The sequence below is a fragment of the Paenibacillus sp. H1-7 genome (assembly GCF_022354825.1).
In the GTDB taxonomy this organism is placed as follows: Bacteria; Bacillota; Bacilli; order Paenibacillales; family NBRC-103111; genus Paenibacillus_S.
In genome coordinates this window covers 6058431-6074548 of record NZ_CP031168.1, presented here as the reverse complement: position 1 = coordinate 6074548, position 16118 = coordinate 6058431, and the positions used below count along the sequence as shown (strand labels likewise).

The following is a 16118-nucleotide window of genomic DNA, read 5'->3' as shown; positions in this document are numbered from 1 at the left end:
AGCTGTCCAAAAACCTTTCCGGGAGAAACGTATGATAAGCCTGAGCTATTTTAAAGATTACTTGCTTAACATCTTTATGATCTTTTCTCCGCTGGTTTTTTATCCGTATATTTATCGTACCAAGAGCAAGCCCCGATTGTACTGTTTCTTGCTGTTCGTCCTGTTTTCCGTTGCCTTAGTCGTAACGATGTCCTTTCCCATTCATTTAAGCGGGCTTACGTATGATTTTCGCGCCATTCCTCTTGCCATCGGCTCCTTGTACGGAGGGTTGCCCGTATCCGCGATGTTGTATTTCATTGTATTCGCATGCCGTTATTTCATGGATAGCCCCAACCAATTGATTTATATCATCTCGTTATGTCCCAGCTTTCTTCTGGTCGTCCTTTATTTGAGAAAGTATCACCTGCTTAGCTTGTGGTCGAAAATCGCTGCGGCTATCTTTCTCAGCTTCCTTATCAAATTCATGACATTTGCGATCTATTTGACATTGACGGCGCAAATTCAGCTCTTGTTCGTACGGCCAATCATCACGTTGGAAACCTACTTGGTTCAAGGATTTATTGTCGGGTTATGCGTTTATTTAATTGAGTTTCTCATTTCTTATTTTCACATGCAGGAAGAGGTCGTCAGCAGCGAGAAGGTAAAAATCGTCAGCGATATGGCTGCTGCGGTGGCTCATGAGATTCGCAATCCGCTAACGACCGTAAGAGGCTTTATTCAATTGCTGGGGGCCGAGTCGCTCGACCAGGAGAAGAAGCGGTACTATCAAAAGCTTTGTCTTGAAGAGCTGGATCGCGCCCAGGTGATCATTACCGACTATCTCTCCCTCGCCAAACCCGATCCCGAAGTGATCGAGCCTATACATATTCAGGACGAAGTCCGGTATTTGTCGAATATTTTGTTAACCTATGCGAATTACTACAATATCCAAATAGTCGGCAACGTGACGGATGAGGAGTCTATTTATATCGATGGCGACAAGCACAAGTTCCGACAGGCATTAATCAATATCGGCAAAAATGCCATTGAAGCGATGCATAACGGAGGGGTCCTGGAAATTCATGCTAGCAGTCGGGATGAACAGGTTGTTATTCTCATTAGTGATTCGGGCGTGGGGATGACGGAAGAGCAAATTAGACGGCTAGGCACTCCTTACTATTCGACCAAGGATAAGGGAACAGGGCTTGGCACCATGGTTTCGTTCGGAATTATTAAGAAGATGAACGGTAAAATCGATATTCAAAGCGAAGTGGGAAGAGGCACGAAGTTTGAGCTGAGATTCCCGCAAAAAGAAAGTGCATGAATAAAGGTATTGCCGGGGTGACCTTCGTATGCTAATATTTTCCATAAATATGCATGTTTGTTTCTTTTGTGGAAATAAGCATGTTTTTTTATATGGTTGGATAGAAGGGGGACGTGGGTAGTAATTATGCAAACTTATACGCATATTGGAGTGTACGGCATTCTAGTAAGAGATCATCAGGTTCTGCTTGTGCAAAAAGCAAGGGGACCTCATATTCACAAGTGGGATTTCCCTGGGGGATCCATCGAGTTCGGCGAGGAGCCGTATGAGACTTTAAAGAGAGAATTTGCCGAAGAGACCGGTTTAACGGATATTGCCGGCATCATCAGGAAGGCTTCCTCCTACACGTTGATTTATCCCTCAAGGGAAACAGAGCTAGAGCATTTGCACCATATAGGAATCATTTATGATGTGGAGGCTTCGAGCGGGTTGGAAAAGCTGAGATCGGATGGAGACGGACAGGATTCTTTAGGGGCACGCTGGATTCGGTTGGAGGAGCTTGGACGGATGGAAGTAACTCCATTTGTCCAGGAATGGATCTCTTCGCGGATGAAACAAGGCTAATAAACTAAAAAACCGCATTACGCGGTTTCGATGAGCTCCGTTAAAAAAATGCTGGTTTTGATGATCGCGCCATTCTTATCCAAACGTACATAAATCCATTCGGTCTGTTTATCGACTACAACGCCCTTGCCTTCCCGCGTCAATACTTTGGTCTTATTCAACAGAACGGAAAACGGATAATGAACCGATTGACTCCTAAGAACTTTCTTTGGCATTCCAACAACTTCCTTTTCCTATATGTTATTTCTATTGTAGCATTTCGCCTGTCAATATTCTGTTAAGAATATCACATTAATGAAAAAGTTGTCGAAAATCCGAACAGACAGGAGAATCTTGTCGTGAATCCAAAGATGATATTTTGGGATTTTGACGGAACGCTTGGTTACCGTAGAGACGGGATGTGGGGAGCATCGATGCTGGAGGCGCTACAAAAGCATGATCCGGATACGAAGATAACGGCGCCGGATTTCAAACCGTTTCTAACGACCGGCTTTCCTTGGCACCAACCGAACATTTCGAACCCGCCGAACCTATCGCCCTCAGCATGGTGGGCACCCATTCTAAACCAATTTGCTCGAGGATATGAGCATTGCGGAATTGAAAAGGAATTATCCCTTGCATTGGCGCGAACGGCTAGAGAAATTTTCATCGACTTGGCACGCTGGGCATTGTTTGACGATACCATTCCCACTTTAACTCAATTAAGTCAAAAGGGCTGGAAGCACGCTATCGTATCGAATCATATACCGGAGCTAAAACAGATTGTGCAATCGCTTCAGCTATGGGAGCATATCGATGGTTTCATCAACTCCGCAGAGGTGGGGTACGAGAAGCCCAATCCCGCGATATTCAACTTCGCGCTGCAGATGTCCGGCCATCCGCCGGAAGTATGGATGATAGGGGATAATATAGAAGCCGACTATTTCGGTGCAGAAGCCGCCGGAATCCGTGCTATATTGGTGAGAAGCGAAGACGCAAGAGCAAGCAGACGTTGTCAGTGCTTGACGGAAGTTATAAGCTGGGTAGAAGGCGCATAGTAAACAGATTCATATGACTATTTAAATAAAAGTAGAAAGAAGGGAGCACAATGACCCGCATCGTTTTAGTAAGACATGGAGTAACTTCATGGAATAAGGAAAAACGAACTCAAGGGCATTCGCACAATCCGTTGGATGATGAAGGGATACAACAGGCCCACAAAGTAGCCGAAAGATTAAGCGAAGAGAAGTGGGACGTTATTATCGCGAGCGATCTGCTCAGGGCGAGACAAACGGCGGAAATTATTAGCGACAAGCTGGGCATGCCGATCGAAGCTTTGGATGAGCGATTGCGGGAACTAGGCCGCGGCAAAGCGGAAGGAACTACCGAGGATGAACGGATTGCCCTCTGGGGAGCGGACTGGCGGCAGCTCGACGATATCGGGTTCGAGACGGCGGAGCAGGCGATGGAGAGGGGCAGCGAATGCCTGAAGGAAATTGCCCGCACCTACTCGGGAAAACGGGTTCTGGTCGTTAGCCATGGAGCGATTTTGAAGCATACATTAAAAAAAATGATTCCGGCTCTGGAGGCGGAGGCGCATTTAGATAATACATCAGTGACCGTACTGCATAGAAGCGGTAGCGAAGAGAATGCATGGAGCTGTGAGCTGTACAATTGTACGAGCCATTTGCAGCATAGTGAGAATGCCGCTGAATGATTCTTCAACATTGCGTGAGGCTGTTTATTAGAATTGAAACTGAGCTGTACCTCCAATGTCAAGTTGTGAGCTGTCATTGGGGTGCAGTTCATCATTTTTTTACTACGCCGCAGCTGTTTGTGTGAAAAGTAAAAAAAAGTTATTGACATTTATCTCAAATTAATATATCTTAAAATTAAGATAAACGAAATTGAGATATACAAATTCAAGGAGGCGAAGGAAATGATACCGATTTTAAACCGCATTAATGAATTGAGCAGAATTGAACACAGCACAGGATTATCGGATCCCGAGAGAGCGGAGCAAGCTGCACTCCGCAAGCAATATTTAGAGATTTTACGCGGTCAAGTCATGTCGACGCTATTGAACGTTTCTGTAATGGATGAGTTAGGGAATGATGTTACTCCTAAAAAGCTTGTAGATATGAAGGAACATAAGTCTCAGTAATTTTTCATCCCATATATCTTAAAATTAAGAAAATACAAATTGAGAAAAAAAGGAGATGTTTTTTATGATGCATTTTGGATTATTAATTATTCGGGTAGTTATTGGTGTATTGTTTATCGGTCATGGGGCTCAGAAATTGTTCGGGCTGTTTGGCGGCTATGGACCTAAGGGGACAGGGAGCTGGATGGAATCGGTCGGTATTCGGCCGGGTGTAGCGATGGCAGTGTTTGCCGGACTAATGGAATTGGCAGGCGGAATCATGCTGACAGCGGGGTTGTTGACACCGGTTGCTGCGGCGTTGATTGCCGCGACTATGGTTGGCGCCATCGTCAAAGTTCATGGTCCGAATGGGCTGTGGGCTACGGCTAACGGCTATGAATATCCGCTGGTTATTATTGCCTCGGTTGTCGCTTTGGCTTTTACGGGGGCTGGGGCGTACTCGCTCGATGCTGTGTTCCATTTGTTCTGGTAAATGAATCATTTTCACAAAAGATGTGGAAAGTAATGTAAAATGGTAAAAGAATGAACATTAGGAGGCAAGCTGATGTCGAAAAAAATTGGGATTATTGTAGGCAGCTTGAGGGAGCATTCGTTTAATCGAATGATTGCGAATACGATCCCTGATCTCGTAGATTCCGCACAATATGAATTGATATCCATTGCGAATCTGCCCTTGTATAACGCGGATTTGGATCGCGGAGAAGGGCCGGATCCGGTAAAACAGTATCGTGAGGCGATTCAAGAAGCGGATGGCATCCTCATCGTTAGTCCGGAGTATAATTCAGGAATACCGGGCGTACTGAAAAATGCGCTCGATTGGGCATCGACGCCTACCAAAACTGCAGTCTTAATCCATAAGCCTGCAGGAGTGATAGGTGCAACGCCTGGTGTCAAAGGAACGATTCTGTCGCAGCAGCAAATCAGGCAGACGTTGGATGCCACGCAGTCGTATGTGATGCCGTTTCAAAAAATGTACATCTCTCAAGTTATGGATAAAATTGATGCCAATACTCATAAGCTCACAGATGAAACGACCCGCAAATATTTGGGGCGCTATGTACAAACGTTTATCCAATGGATAGACCAGGTGCAGCAATTGAATGAGTAGGCGCTAATCACCAATATTGATCTAGGCGACAACGGGAGGCAGATATACCGATGGATGATTCGACGCTCCTTCACCATTACCTTTCGCTGCGCGACCGGGAAGCGGGAAAGTGGAATCTATCCCCGGCCTCCCTGTACGTTGAGCTGGAGACAAGGGACTATGTCAATTCCAGTCTGGATAAGCGGCCCGGAATCAGGGTGCTCAATATTGGCATAGGAACCGGGGATTGGGATGACTTTCTAGGGTTTTGGCTGGATGGGGCAGGGACCTTGATGAGCGTAGATATCGACGAACGGATATGCAATCTGTACCAATACAGGCAGTCGAGAGAAGGGCATCCTAATCCGGCTCACGTCGTTTGTTCGGACATCTTAAGCTATACACCGGAGGAACAATTCGATCTTGTAACCATCATTGGCTCAACGATGAAGGAGATTGGGGATTACGAGAGTACATTGGCTCAATGCTCAGCGCTATTGAAACCAATGGGGCAGCTTCTGTACATGGATTTTTGCAGCTATCACCCTCATCAGCAGTTTAACGAGTCAGGCTTGCGATTCGGCCTTGTAACGGATGATTTACGGCAATATACAAGATATGAAAGACAATCTTTTTACATAATGAAAGCATTGAAACAGATCGGCTGATCCCGCCGTAAGCAAAGCTTAATTTCTTTCTACAAAATACGTCAAATTCCACCCGTTTACATTTTGCGGAGCTTGACTCACAATGAGAAGGAAACCAAAATGCGGGAGGGATTACGTTGTCCAAAAAAGTTCTCCTACTGACCGGCGATGCCGTTGAAGCATTAGAAGTGTACTATCCGTATTATCGCTTACTGGAAGCAGGCTATGAAGCCGTCATTGCGTCGCCGAAGAAAAAGACGCTCCATACGGTCGTCCACGATTTTGTAGGCTGGGATACGTATACGGAGAAGCCGGGGTACCAGCTGGAATCGCACGTTTCGTTCGCGGAAGTGGATCCGTCGCAGTTCGATGGACTAGTGATCCCGGGTGGAAGAGCGCCGGAATATATTCGTCTCGACGAGAACGTGCCCCGCATATTGACCCATTTTCTGGAAAACAACAAGCCGGTAGGAGCCATCTGCCATGCTGCCTTGGTTCTCGGGGCTCTGAAGGATAAATCGTTCTTTGAAGGTCGTACGATGACGGCTTATACGGCTTGCCGGTTTGACGTAGAGCAGCTGGGGGCGAAATATACCGAGGAGACGCTGCATGTGGACGGCAATATTGTTTCCGGCCATGCTTGGCCCGATTTGCCGGGCTTTATGCGCGAGTTTTTGAAGCAGCTCGGTTGATGTAAGATAGTCCAATCCTAATTGTATAGGCAAAATATAAGGCGGGTTCCCGGCATTACGGGGATACCCGCTTTTTGGCGTATTAGTTATAGCCTCGATCCAGGAGAGATTCGGCAAGTAGAACAGCGCCTTTGCCGGCGTCCGAAGCGCTGCTGAAGCGTCGTAAGGTGATAGCAATTCCGGTAACCGTGCAGTTCGGGACAGGGAGGATGAAGCCTTTCCAGCCACGGCGTTTTTGCTGCGTCCGGATCAGATGAGCATGGTCGTCTTTCTTTACAGGATGGATATAAAAGTGCAGACGGCGGCTGTTCCTAACAGCCAATCCAGCATCGGGATTTGTACAGCCCATACGCTCATACCTTGCTTCTCCATTTCCTGCTGCCGTTCTTTCATTTGCAATTCCAGGTCGAATAGGTTCATCATGGGAAATCTCTCCTTTCTTTGTAAGTTCATTATATATGGATAAAGATGAATAAAAAGTGTAGAATGTGAGAATAACTCTTCATCTTTTATTTCCGGAGGAGCGCCCTATGCTGGAGCAATATTATTTGACGATTAGAAAGCAGCTTCCCAACGTAATGGAAGGGGAGGAGGTTGAGGTCACGCTGCCTCAATTGACCGAATGGCTGCATTTTTCAAGCCGCAATGTCAATCTCGTATTGAAAAAGATGGAGGAAGAATCGTGGATTCGCTGGCTGCCCGGCCGCGGGAGAGGGCACCGGTCGAAAATCGTCTTTCGGATAACGCGTGAATCGGTAGCCATGAGGCTGGCGCAGGACTATGTAGGAAAAGGCGACTTGCAGCTGGCATTTGCCTGGATCGACGAGCATGCCTATTTGCCTGCGCTCAGGGATCAATTCGTTCTGTGGCTGGATAGACATTTCGGCTACCGGCCCGAGGAAACGGAGGAGGACCGGACGGATACGCTTCGTATTCCCTATAACAAACCGATCCAATGTCTGGATCCGCCCTACATTACATTTGTTGTCGAATCCCACATGGCCAAGCAGCTGTTCGACAATCTGGTCCGTTATAACAAGCATACGAAAACGATCGAGCCGCAGCTTGCGCATCATTGGTGCCGGAACGAAGCGGGAACGGAATGGATTTTTTACTTGCGTAAAGGAGTGCTGTTCCATCATGGAAGAGAAATGACATCTCATGATGTCAAGTTTACGCTGGATCGTATATGCCGCGATGCCGGGGACAGCCCGTACTATTGGATGTTCGAGGACGTGGAGCGGGTTGAAGTCATTAACCGGTATACGGTACGGATCGAGCTGGCCCGCCCGAATTCGCTGTTTCTCAATTGCTTGAGCTTCGACCGTGCCTCCATCGTTCCGGAGGATTTGGTTCAGTCGATGGGCGAGCTGTTCAAACGGACTCCGGTCGGAACGGGGCCGTTTCAAATCACGCAGCATGACAACAATATGCTGGTGTGTGAAGCGTTCACCCGATATTTCGATAAGCGGGCTCATCTGGACCGGATTGAAATCTGGTTTACACCGGAGCTGAATTGCAAATCGAGCTGGGTGGAACGGACGGTACACCGGATCCGTACACCGGACAGTGAAGAGACTATGGAGCAAACCAACCATGTGGAGATCCTGTCCAACGGCTGCAGCAAGATGCTTACGTTCAATTTGAAAATGGAAGGGCCGCAGCAGCGGCTAGCCTTCCGGCAGGCGCTAATTCATGGCGTCGACCGAAAAAGGCTGGAGCTGCTGACGTCTCCGCTCGAATCCATGCTAGCGGACTGGTTTGTGCCTAAGGAGCATGGGGCCGCAGCACAGGAGGAATTGTATGATCCGGAACACGCCAAGCAGCTTCTGAAGGATTCGGGGTACCATGGAGAGACACTGCTATTGGCGATTAATGAGGCAAGCGCTGAAGACGGCAAAGCACTTCAGAAGCTGCTCGGAGAAATGGGAATCCGGATCCAGCTGGAGATTACAGGGGAAGACCCGGCAGAACGAATGATGCAGGTTGAAAGAAGCCATATTTGCTGGTATAACATCACCATGGATGACGACTTGATTTTGTCGATTCTGGAAGTGTTTCTGGCCGGCAACAGCTTCGTGAACGTACATCTGAACGACGAGTTCATGACGGAAATGAAACCGATTATCCGGCAAATTTATACGGCGGATTCCATGCACGGACCTTCCGGACAGCTGGCCGGAATCGAACAGCTCGAACGGCTGGTGAAGAAGCATGCGGCCGTATTTTTCCTCTATCATTGTCAGCAAAAAACAACTTATCATCCATCGTTAAAAGGAGTAACGTTAAACGCGCTGGGCTGGCTGCCGTTCGGGGAGGTATGGTTCGAGCCGGTGGTGAAGCCCTCCGGTCCGGAAGCTAAATAATAAAACACCGGGGCTTTGCCCTGGTGTTTTTTGATATGGTATCCGCTTACAACGGCTATGAAGTTATTTACGCGCACTCGGAAGAACGATTTTTCCTATGCATAGCGGGAGAAACGTCGTTATCTTTGCACGAACTCCTGGATATTTTGCACATCCGGAACAACCCTATGGTGCTTGATAAGCTCTTCATCGCCCATTTTCCATGTATGGCTGGTTGGATCCGCTCTGCGTATAGCCAGAAAATTGTATTTTCCTCCTGAATACACCCTGTACCCTCTCCGCTTGCTTCTGGTACAAAAGGAATCGTCCTCACCTAAGCTCCGGTTAGGAAATTTGACCTTTCTCCATACTTTTTTTCTAAACATCAGCGTGGCTCCGGGCAGTCTTGTGACATACTGTTGTTCGTCCTCCGCAAACCGGAGAAGCATCGTATTGGACCCGCTCAAAAACATATAATGAGCACGTTTCCCGACGATGTCGGCGTGCTTTCTTTTCAACGACCGCAGGCTGTCCCTCAAATAACGCGGAGCGTAGTAATCGTCGTCGTCGAATTTGGCAATGAAGCGATACTTGCTCTGTCTTACCGCGAAGTTGAGACACGCGCCAAGCGTGTAATGGGCGGGAAGCCGGAACACCTTGACATTTCTGTTCCCTCTCGCGAACCGTATATAGGGCTCAAGCGGGATGTCGTTGCTGTTGACCACGATGATGAGTTCCTTTCTTTTAAACCGCTGCCGTTTGTAATTGTCGATCAGATTGTGGAGGAAGTCCGCCCGATTCGTACAAGTAACGACGGAAATGCCATACCGTGCCCTGGAGCGATATCGTCTAATACGCATTCAATCACCCCCTCTATCGCTTGGTATTGAAAATGTCTCCTTCTACAATATGTCACGTGGACAACTGCGGCACGGCATATCCACAGTTTGGTTGTACACAATTGTGGAGCTCTCCGAAATAAAGGATGCATAAAGGACAAGAATCGTCAGCGGGTTGCCCTATATAGTATGCAATAATTCGCATTATAACGCACTATTGAAAACAAATAGTATGTATGATATCTTGTTTGTAGCGAATTTATACCACATCATTCCACATTAGTACTATCCAATTTGACGGGGGGAACAGTATGCTGCGAGTAGTGCCGTTCGAGCAAGGCAGCGCTTCTATGAAGCAACGGTTAGGAGGGAAAGGCGCCAATTTGGCGGAGATGACCAAGGTCGGACTGCCGGTGCCTCCGGGTTTTACCATCACCACGGATGTTTGCCGTGCATATTATGCGGCAGGAGGGCAGCTGCCCGATGGATTGTTCGAGGAGACGATGACCGCGATGCGCGGGCTGGAGGAAGCCAAGGGCGAGAGGTTTGGCGATCCATCCAAGCCGCTGCTTGTTTCGGTCCGGTCCGGGTCCGTTACGTCGATGCCCGGCATGATGGATACGATTCTGAATTTGGGCTTGAGCGATGAGACGGTGGAAGGCCTTGCCCGTGCAACCGGCGATGCCAGGTTTGCCTATGATTGCTACCGCCGGCTGATACAAATGTTCGGCAATGTCGTGTTCGATCTGGAAAGCTTTCACTTCGAGTTCCTGCTTCAGCGGGCGAAGCAGCGGCTCGGGATCGAGCAGGATCACCAGATGACGGCGGATGCATGGTCCGCGCTAATTGATGAATACAAGGCGGTAATCGTGAAGCATACGGGGCTTTCCTTCCCGCAGCAGGCGGAGGAGCAGCTGAAGCTGGCTATCGAGGCGGTGTTCCGCTCGTGGAACAATCACCGCGCCCGCATTTACCGGAGCATTCATCACATTCCGGATGAACAGGGAACGGCCGTCAACATTCAATCGATGGTGTTCGGCAATATGGGGGCGGATTGCGGAACCGGTGTCGTATTCACGAGAAATCCTTCTACAGGTGAGAATGTGCTCTATGGCGAGTTTCTGATGAACGCTCAGGGCGAGGATGTTGTGGCGGGAGTACGGACTCCGATGCCGATTGCCAAGCTGGAAGAGGAGCAGCCTGAAGTCTACAAGCAGCTGGTTTCGGCTGCGATGAAGCTCGAGCGTCATTACCGGGATATGCAGGATATTGAATTTACGGTCGAAAAGGGCAAGCTGTACCTGCTGCAAACCCGTAACGGCAAGCGTACGGCGCAAGCGGCGGTCCAGCTTGCGGTAGTCTTCGTGAAGGAGGGCACCATCACGAAGGAGGAGGCGATTCAGCGCATCGAGCCGTTCCATCTCGATCAGCTGCTGCACCGCGCGATCGACCCGGCAAGCCGGCCGGATGTGCTCGCGGCAGGGCTGCCGGCGTCGCCAGGAGCGGCGACGGGGCAAGCGGTGTTCGACGCCGACACGGCTGAGGCGTGGTCGCGCGCCGGCAAGAAGGTGATCCTCGTGCGGTCGGAGACGACGCCCGAGGATATCCACGGCGTGCTCGCGGCCGAGGGCGTGCTTACGAGCCGTGGCGGAATGACGAGCCACGCCGCAGTGGTGGCCCGCGGGATGGGCAAACCGTGCGTCTGCGGCTGCGAGCCCATCCGCTTGCGCGATCGCGCCTTCGAAGTCGCTGCCGCCGACAAGGTGACGGCGACGATAGCCGAAGGCGAGTGGATCTCGATTGACGGCGCCACAGGGCGCGTCATTCGCGGGGTTGTGCAGCTGCGCGAGCCGGAGATGACCGCGGAGCTCGAGGAGCTGCTCGGGTGGGCGGACGACATCCGCCGCCTGCAGGTGTACACGAACGCCGACACGCCGGAGGATGCCGTCAAGGCGCGCGGCTTCGGTGCGGAAGGCATAGGATTATGCCGCACCGAGCATATGTTTATGTCCCCGGACCGGATGCCGGTCGTCCGGGGGATGATTTTGGCGGATACGCCCGAGGAGCGGGCATCCGCGCTGGCGCAGCTGCTGCCGATGCAGCAGGGCGACTTCGAGGGCATCTTCCGCGCGATGGAGGGGCTGCCGGTGACGATCCGTCTGCTCGACCCGCCGCTGCACGAGTTTTTGCCGAACGTGGAGGAGCTGGCTGTGCAGCACGCCCAGATGATGCTGCAGCAAGCGGCGGACTCCGCGGAGCGCCAGCAGGTGGAGAAGCTGCTGCGCAAGGTGCGCAGCTTGCATGAAATGAACCCGATGCTGGGAACCCGTGGCTGCCGCCTTGGGCTCATTCATCCCGAAATCTATGAAATGCAAGTCGAAGCGATATTCCGCGCCGCCTTGCAATGTCTGAACGAGCAAATCGATGTCCGTCCCGACATCATGATCCCGCTCGTTGGTCACGCAGCCGAGCTGAAGCTGATGCGCGAGCTGGTGGATCGCGTGGCGGCGGAGGTACTGGGCGAACAGCAGCATGCCCTTCACTACCGGGTCGGGACGATGATCGAGGTTCCGAGAGCGGCGATCACGGCCGGCAGTATTGCGAACCATGCCGATTTCTTCTCATTCGGCACGAATGATTTGACGCAAATGACGCTCGGCTACAGCAGGGACGACGCCGAAGGCAAATTTTTGTCGCACTACGTGGAGTCGAAGCTGCTGCCGTCCAATCCGTTCCAGGTGCTTGACCGCGAAGGAGTCGGTATGCTCATCCGCTGGGCGGCGGAGCAGGGCAAGGCGGTCAAACCGCAGCTCAAGACGGGCGTTTGCGGCGAGCATGGCGGCGATAAGGAGTCCATCTTCTTCTGCCATGCGGAAGGATTGGATTACGTCAGCTGCTCGCCGTACCGCGTGCCTTTGGCCCGTATTGCTGCAGCTCAAGCGGCCCTGGCTCTTGGTGACGCCCCACCAGTACGGCCGGCTGAGCCTGTCCAGTCGGCATAAACATCATTTTTTTCAAATGTAACATGTTAAATTGTTTACAAATTGGAAATAATGGGTAATCCATTGAAACTAGAATGATGGCAGGACGGAGTGTAGCCGGATGGAGCGAACGTATTTAATGATTAAACCCGATGCCGTACAGCGCGGATTGATCGGGAAGCTGGTGCAGCGATTTGAAGACAAGGGGTTCCAGCTCATCGGAGCCAAATTAATGCATATAACGAAGGAACAGGCGCAAGTCCATTATGCGGAGCATGCCCACAAGCCTTTTTACGGAGAGCTGGTAGATTTCATTACTTCGGGACCTGTCTTCGCCATGGTATGGCAGGGCGACCAGGTCGTCGCGCTATCGCGTGCCATGATGGGCAAAACAAGGCCGCTGGAAGCGATGCCGGGAACGATACGCGGCGACTTCGCGGTCCGTACGGAGTGCAATATTATTCACGGCGCCGATTCGCCGGAAAGCGCGGAGCGGGAAATTGCGATCTTTTTCAAGCCGGAAGAGCTGCTGACCTACGAGCATGCTATTCAAAAGTGGATTTGATGCTGTCTTATCTAATGCCTCTCGTCGTAAAGACGGGAGGTTATTTTTTTGACTTCATGTAAAGGAACCTTGACATATATATTGAAGTAAAGTAAACTTTACATAAAGTAAAGGTAGCTTTACAATTTGAAGTTATACAAGCAAAGGCCGGTGCGTTAGGTCGCATTAGTCACCTATGCTAAGGAACCGGGAGGAGCCGTATGAAGAACAAAATAAGGGAACTCCGGGCCAAGCTCAATTGGACGCAGGAGCAGCTGTCCGAACGGATCAACGTATCGAGGCAAACGGTTATCTCCATCGAGAACGGCCGATATAATCCGTCGTTGGATTTGGCGTTCAAGATCGCCAAGGCATTCGATTGCCGGATTGAAGACATCTTTATTTATGAGGAGGATGCACAATGATAGCAAGCTGGTTGGCTTGGGTTGGTTTGCTTGGAGGGGCTGCGATGGGATTGCTCGGCTGGTGGTGGGGCAGGTACATGATCAAAGGCAGCCGCGGTTTGGACGAGCGATACTTACTGGCATGGCAGCAAGCACGCGCCAAAGGGTGGCTTTGCTCATTGTTCGCCATATTTGCCTTATTCGTGGCTTTATTCCTTGGCTTACCCCTATCCGCTCCGGTCGTCCTCAGTATTTTGCTGATGATCCATATGCTCAGCTGGGCTCTTTTTGGTGTTTATTACATTATCCGGAGTTGACGTATATAAGCCTTGTTTGATGTTTGGGGCAAAATTCGTTACATTGGTAATAGGCATCGTTCTAAGCATGCAATATAAGGAAATGAAATTGGTAAAACGAAGGAGATTATATCAATGAGAGATCCGAGACTCAAACAGCTTGCGGCCAATTTAATCCGCTATTCCGTAAACCTTCAACCCGGTGAAAATATTTTGATCGAAATGATCGGCCTGAACGATCAGGAATTGACCAAGTGTCTAATTGAAGAGGTGCACGCGGCAGGAGGCCATCCGTTTATCGAGCTGCGCAATCCGGCTGTAACCCGCAGTCTGATTATGCATGGCACAAAGGAGCAATTCCGGACTCTCATGGAGCTGGAGCTCGAGCGGATGAAGAAGATGCAAGCTTACATCGGAGTGCGCAGCGGTGATAACATTACCGAAACGTCCGATGTGCCTGATGAGAAGATGAAGCTGTATGTGACGGAATACATGCGTCCGGTTACCGACCAGCGGGTCGATCATACGAAATGGTGCGTGATGCGCTATCCGAATCCGTCGATGGCCCAATTGGCCAACACTAGCACCGAGGCGTTCGAGGATTTCTACTTCCAGGTATGCAATCTGGATTACAGCAAAATGGGCAAGGCTATGGAAGCGCTCGTTCAATTGATGAACCGTACCGACAAGGTTCGGCTCGTGTCCCAGGGTACCGATTTGACGTTCTCCATAAAAGAGATTCCGGCTATCGCCTGCGCAGGGAAAAACAACATTCCCGACGGGGAAGTGTTCACGGCACCGGTCAAAAATTCCGTCAACGGCACTCTTTCCTATAACACGCCGACGATTTATCAAGGAACCTCCTTCGAGAATGTCGTGCTCCATTTTGAGAACGGCAAAATCGTTGAAGCGACCGCCAATAATACGAAGAAGCTGAACGAAATTTTGGATACGGATGAAGGGGCAAGATACATAGGCGAATTCGCCATCGGTGTAAATCCTTATATTAAGCAGCCGATGAAGGATATTTTGTTCGACGAGAAAATCGACGGCAGTATTCATTTTACGCCGGGCAAAGCTTACGAGGATGCCGATAACGGCAACCGTTCTTCGGTACATTGGGATATGGTGCTTATACAGCGGCCGGAATTCGGCGGCGGCGAGCTGTACTTCGACGATGTGCTGATCCGCAAGGACGGAAGGTTCGTCATTCCGGAGCTGGAGCAGCTGAACCCGGAAAATTTAATGTAATCCAAGTATTGCTATTAAAATGGAGCGATAAAAAGACGACCCGAGGGATTTCGATTCCTTTGGGTCGTCTCTGTTTTTACTACATTCGTATTATTTTCCTGTCCATTTACGGTACTGCAGCGGCGACATGCCGCACACTGACTTGAAGATGCGTCCGAAATGCGTGCTGCTGTCAAAGCCGACCTTCTCCGTAATATCCGTCACGGACAGCCGTGACGATTTGAGCAGCTTTTGCGCTTCCTGCACGCGCAGACTGTTGACGTACTCAATCACGCCGAAGCCGGTCACTTCTTTATAAATACGGCACAAATAATAAGGGCTGATGTGAAAATGCGACGATAAGCCTTTCAGCGACATCGGTTCGCGGAAATGCTCGTTAATGTATTTCACGATGTCGGACACCTTGCGGTGCAGCGTCGTCGGGTGGTCGGTCGTTTTGCCTTTGCCCTCGGCCTGCTGTACGTGCCGGTAAATCATGAGCAGCAGCTCGCCGAGCAGCATGCGGACATAGCCTTCCGTTCCGGGTCCGGGCTGCTTTTGCTCCCGCAGCATTTTTTCCGTAATCGATTCGATTAGCATCAGCTCTCTCGCATCGGGATGCAGGATAGGCCCTTCCTCGAACGCCGTGTATAGGCCGTCTAAGATCGTGTGCTGGATCGGCTCCATGAAAGGCTCTTTGAAATTAATCAATATTCTCTCGTGATAAGGGGAATTGGCTTCCGTCGTCTTGTGCAAAATATGCGGCTGGATCAGCACAAGGTCCCCTTTTTTCACGTGATATGAGCGGTCCTTAATGAAATAAAACCGTTCCCCCGCCCGCATATAGTAGATTTCGTAGGAATCGTGCGAGTGGTTCTGCTTCATATTGAACGTGTCCGTTCTTATGGAATGATTCAAATGGAAGCCGTCCTTTTCCAGGAATGTAAACGGCTTTTCTTCTAGCTTCGGCTGGTTTGGCGGAATTTTCATCCAACGCGGCCTCCTGTACATGGTGATAAGTAGGTGTGCAAAAAACGTTGAAA

At 50.1% G+C, this 16118-nt stretch carries 19 protein-coding genes; 15 read left to right on the top strand and 4 right to left on the bottom strand.

Going from position 1 to position 16118, the window contains the following annotated elements; genetic code table 11:
- The first annotated feature begins 31 nt into the window (after positions 1–31).
- Positions 32–1303, top strand: coding sequence for an ATP-binding protein (locus DVH26_RS26850; protein ID WP_239627392.1), 1272 nt, complete (start codon positions 32–34; stop codon positions 1301–1303).
- Positions 1304–1429: 126 nt separating this feature from the next.
- Positions 1430–1867: an NUDIX hydrolase gene (locus DVH26_RS26845; RefSeq protein ID WP_239627389.1), complete on the top strand. Its 438-nt coding sequence runs from the start codon at positions 1430–1432 to the stop codon at positions 1865–1867.
- Positions 1868–1884: 17 nt separating this feature from the next.
- Here the strand turns inward: DVH26_RS26845 and DVH26_RS26840 are convergent, their stop codons facing one another.
- Positions 1885–2082, bottom strand: a complete 198-nt coding sequence (locus DVH26_RS26840; protein ID WP_239627387.1) for a hypothetical protein — start codon at positions 2080–2082, stop codon at positions 1885–1887.
- Positions 2083–2205: 123 nt separating this feature from the next.
- Here DVH26_RS26840 and DVH26_RS26835 point away from each other — a divergent pair, with 123 nt between their 5' ends.
- The 7 genes from DVH26_RS26835 to DVH26_RS26805 all read left to right on the top strand — a co-directional run bounded on the left by DVH26_RS26835 (position 2206) and on the right by DVH26_RS26805 (position 6436).
- Positions 2206–2904: an HAD family hydrolase gene (locus tag DVH26_RS26835; RefSeq protein WP_239627384.1), complete on the top strand. Its 699-nt coding sequence runs from the start codon at positions 2206–2208 to the stop codon at positions 2902–2904.
- 50 nt (positions 2905–2954) lie between these two features.
- Positions 2955–3563 (top strand): histidine phosphatase family protein, encoded by a 609-nt coding sequence (locus tag DVH26_RS26830; protein ID WP_239627382.1) that lies wholly within the window; start codon positions 2955–2957, stop codon positions 3561–3563.
- Between the two features lie 222 nt (positions 3564–3785).
- Positions 3786–4010: a DUF896 domain-containing protein gene (locus tag DVH26_RS26825; protein WP_239627379.1), complete on the top strand. Its 225-nt coding sequence runs from the start codon at positions 3786–3788 to the stop codon at positions 4008–4010.
- A 64-nt stretch (positions 4011–4074) separates the two neighbouring features.
- Positions 4075–4482, top strand: a complete 408-nt coding sequence (locus DVH26_RS26820) for a DoxX family protein (RefSeq protein ID WP_239627377.1) — start codon at positions 4075–4077, stop codon at positions 4480–4482.
- Between the two features lie 72 nt (positions 4483–4554).
- Positions 4555–5118 (top strand): NADPH-dependent FMN reductase, encoded by a 564-nt coding sequence (locus DVH26_RS26815; protein WP_239627374.1) that lies wholly within the window; start codon positions 4555–4557, stop codon positions 5116–5118.
- A gap of 50 nt (positions 5119–5168) precedes the next feature.
- The gene (locus tag DVH26_RS26810; RefSeq protein ID WP_239627372.1) at positions 5169–5765 is read left to right on the top strand and encodes a class I SAM-dependent methyltransferase; all 597 of its coding nucleotides are present in this window, start codon (positions 5169–5171) and stop codon (positions 5763–5765) included.
- Between the two features lie 116 nt (positions 5766–5881).
- A complete protein-coding gene (locus tag DVH26_RS26805) occupies positions 5882–6436 on the top strand; it encodes a DJ-1/PfpI family protein (RefSeq protein WP_239627369.1) in 555 nt (184 codons plus the stop codon).
- A 273-nt stretch (positions 6437–6709) separates the two neighbouring features.
- Here the strand turns inward: DVH26_RS26805 and DVH26_RS26800 are convergent, their stop codons facing one another.
- Positions 6710–6859, bottom strand: a complete 150-nt coding sequence (locus tag DVH26_RS26800) for a hypothetical protein (RefSeq protein WP_239627367.1) — start codon at positions 6857–6859, stop codon at positions 6710–6712.
- A gap of 107 nt (positions 6860–6966) precedes the next feature.
- Between DVH26_RS26800 and DVH26_RS26795 the strand changes: the two genes are divergently transcribed.
- The gene (locus DVH26_RS26795; RefSeq protein WP_239627365.1) at positions 6967–8802 is read left to right on the top strand and encodes an ABC transporter substrate-binding protein; all 1836 of its coding nucleotides are present in this window, start codon (positions 6967–6969) and stop codon (positions 8800–8802) included.
- Between the two features lie 119 nt (positions 8803–8921).
- On the opposite strand, the gene DVH26_RS26790 is transcribed toward DVH26_RS26795, so the two are convergent.
- Entirely contained in the window at positions 8922–9641 is a 720-nt protein-coding gene (locus DVH26_RS26790) for a glycosyltransferase family 2 protein (RefSeq protein WP_239627363.1), read from the bottom strand.
- 290 nt (positions 9642–9931) lie between these two features.
- Between DVH26_RS26790 and ppdK the strand changes: the two genes are divergently transcribed.
- From ppdK to DVH26_RS26765, 5 genes are all read left to right on the top strand, one after another.
- Positions 9932–12622: a pyruvate, phosphate dikinase gene (gene ppdK / locus DVH26_RS26785; RefSeq protein WP_239627360.1), complete on the top strand. Its 2691-nt coding sequence runs from the start codon at positions 9932–9934 to the stop codon at positions 12620–12622.
- A gap of 100 nt (positions 12623–12722) precedes the next feature.
- Positions 12723–13166: a nucleoside-diphosphate kinase gene (ndk, locus tag DVH26_RS26780; protein WP_239627358.1), complete on the top strand. Its 444-nt coding sequence runs from the start codon at positions 12723–12725 to the stop codon at positions 13164–13166.
- Between the two features lie 200 nt (positions 13167–13366).
- Positions 13367–13570 (top strand): helix-turn-helix transcriptional regulator, encoded by a 204-nt coding sequence (locus DVH26_RS26775; RefSeq protein ID WP_239627355.1) that lies wholly within the window; start codon positions 13367–13369, stop codon positions 13568–13570.
- The gene (locus tag DVH26_RS26770) at positions 13567–13866 is read left to right on the top strand and encodes a hypothetical protein (protein WP_239627353.1); all 300 of its coding nucleotides are present in this window, start codon (positions 13567–13569) and stop codon (positions 13864–13866) included. The genes DVH26_RS26775 and DVH26_RS26770 overlap by 4 nt, the downstream gene beginning before the upstream one ends.
- A gap of 114 nt (positions 13867–13980) precedes the next feature.
- A complete protein-coding gene (locus DVH26_RS26765; protein WP_239627352.1) occupies positions 13981–15096 on the top strand; it encodes an aminopeptidase in 1116 nt (371 codons plus the stop codon).
- Positions 15097–15186: 90 nt separating this feature from the next.
- Here the strand turns inward: DVH26_RS26765 and DVH26_RS26760 are convergent, their stop codons facing one another.
- Complete coding sequence (locus DVH26_RS26760; protein WP_239627351.1) at positions 15187–16065, bottom strand: helix-turn-helix transcriptional regulator; 879 nt, start codon at positions 16063–16065, stop codon at positions 15187–15189.
- Positions 16066–16118: the final 53 nt, after the last annotated feature.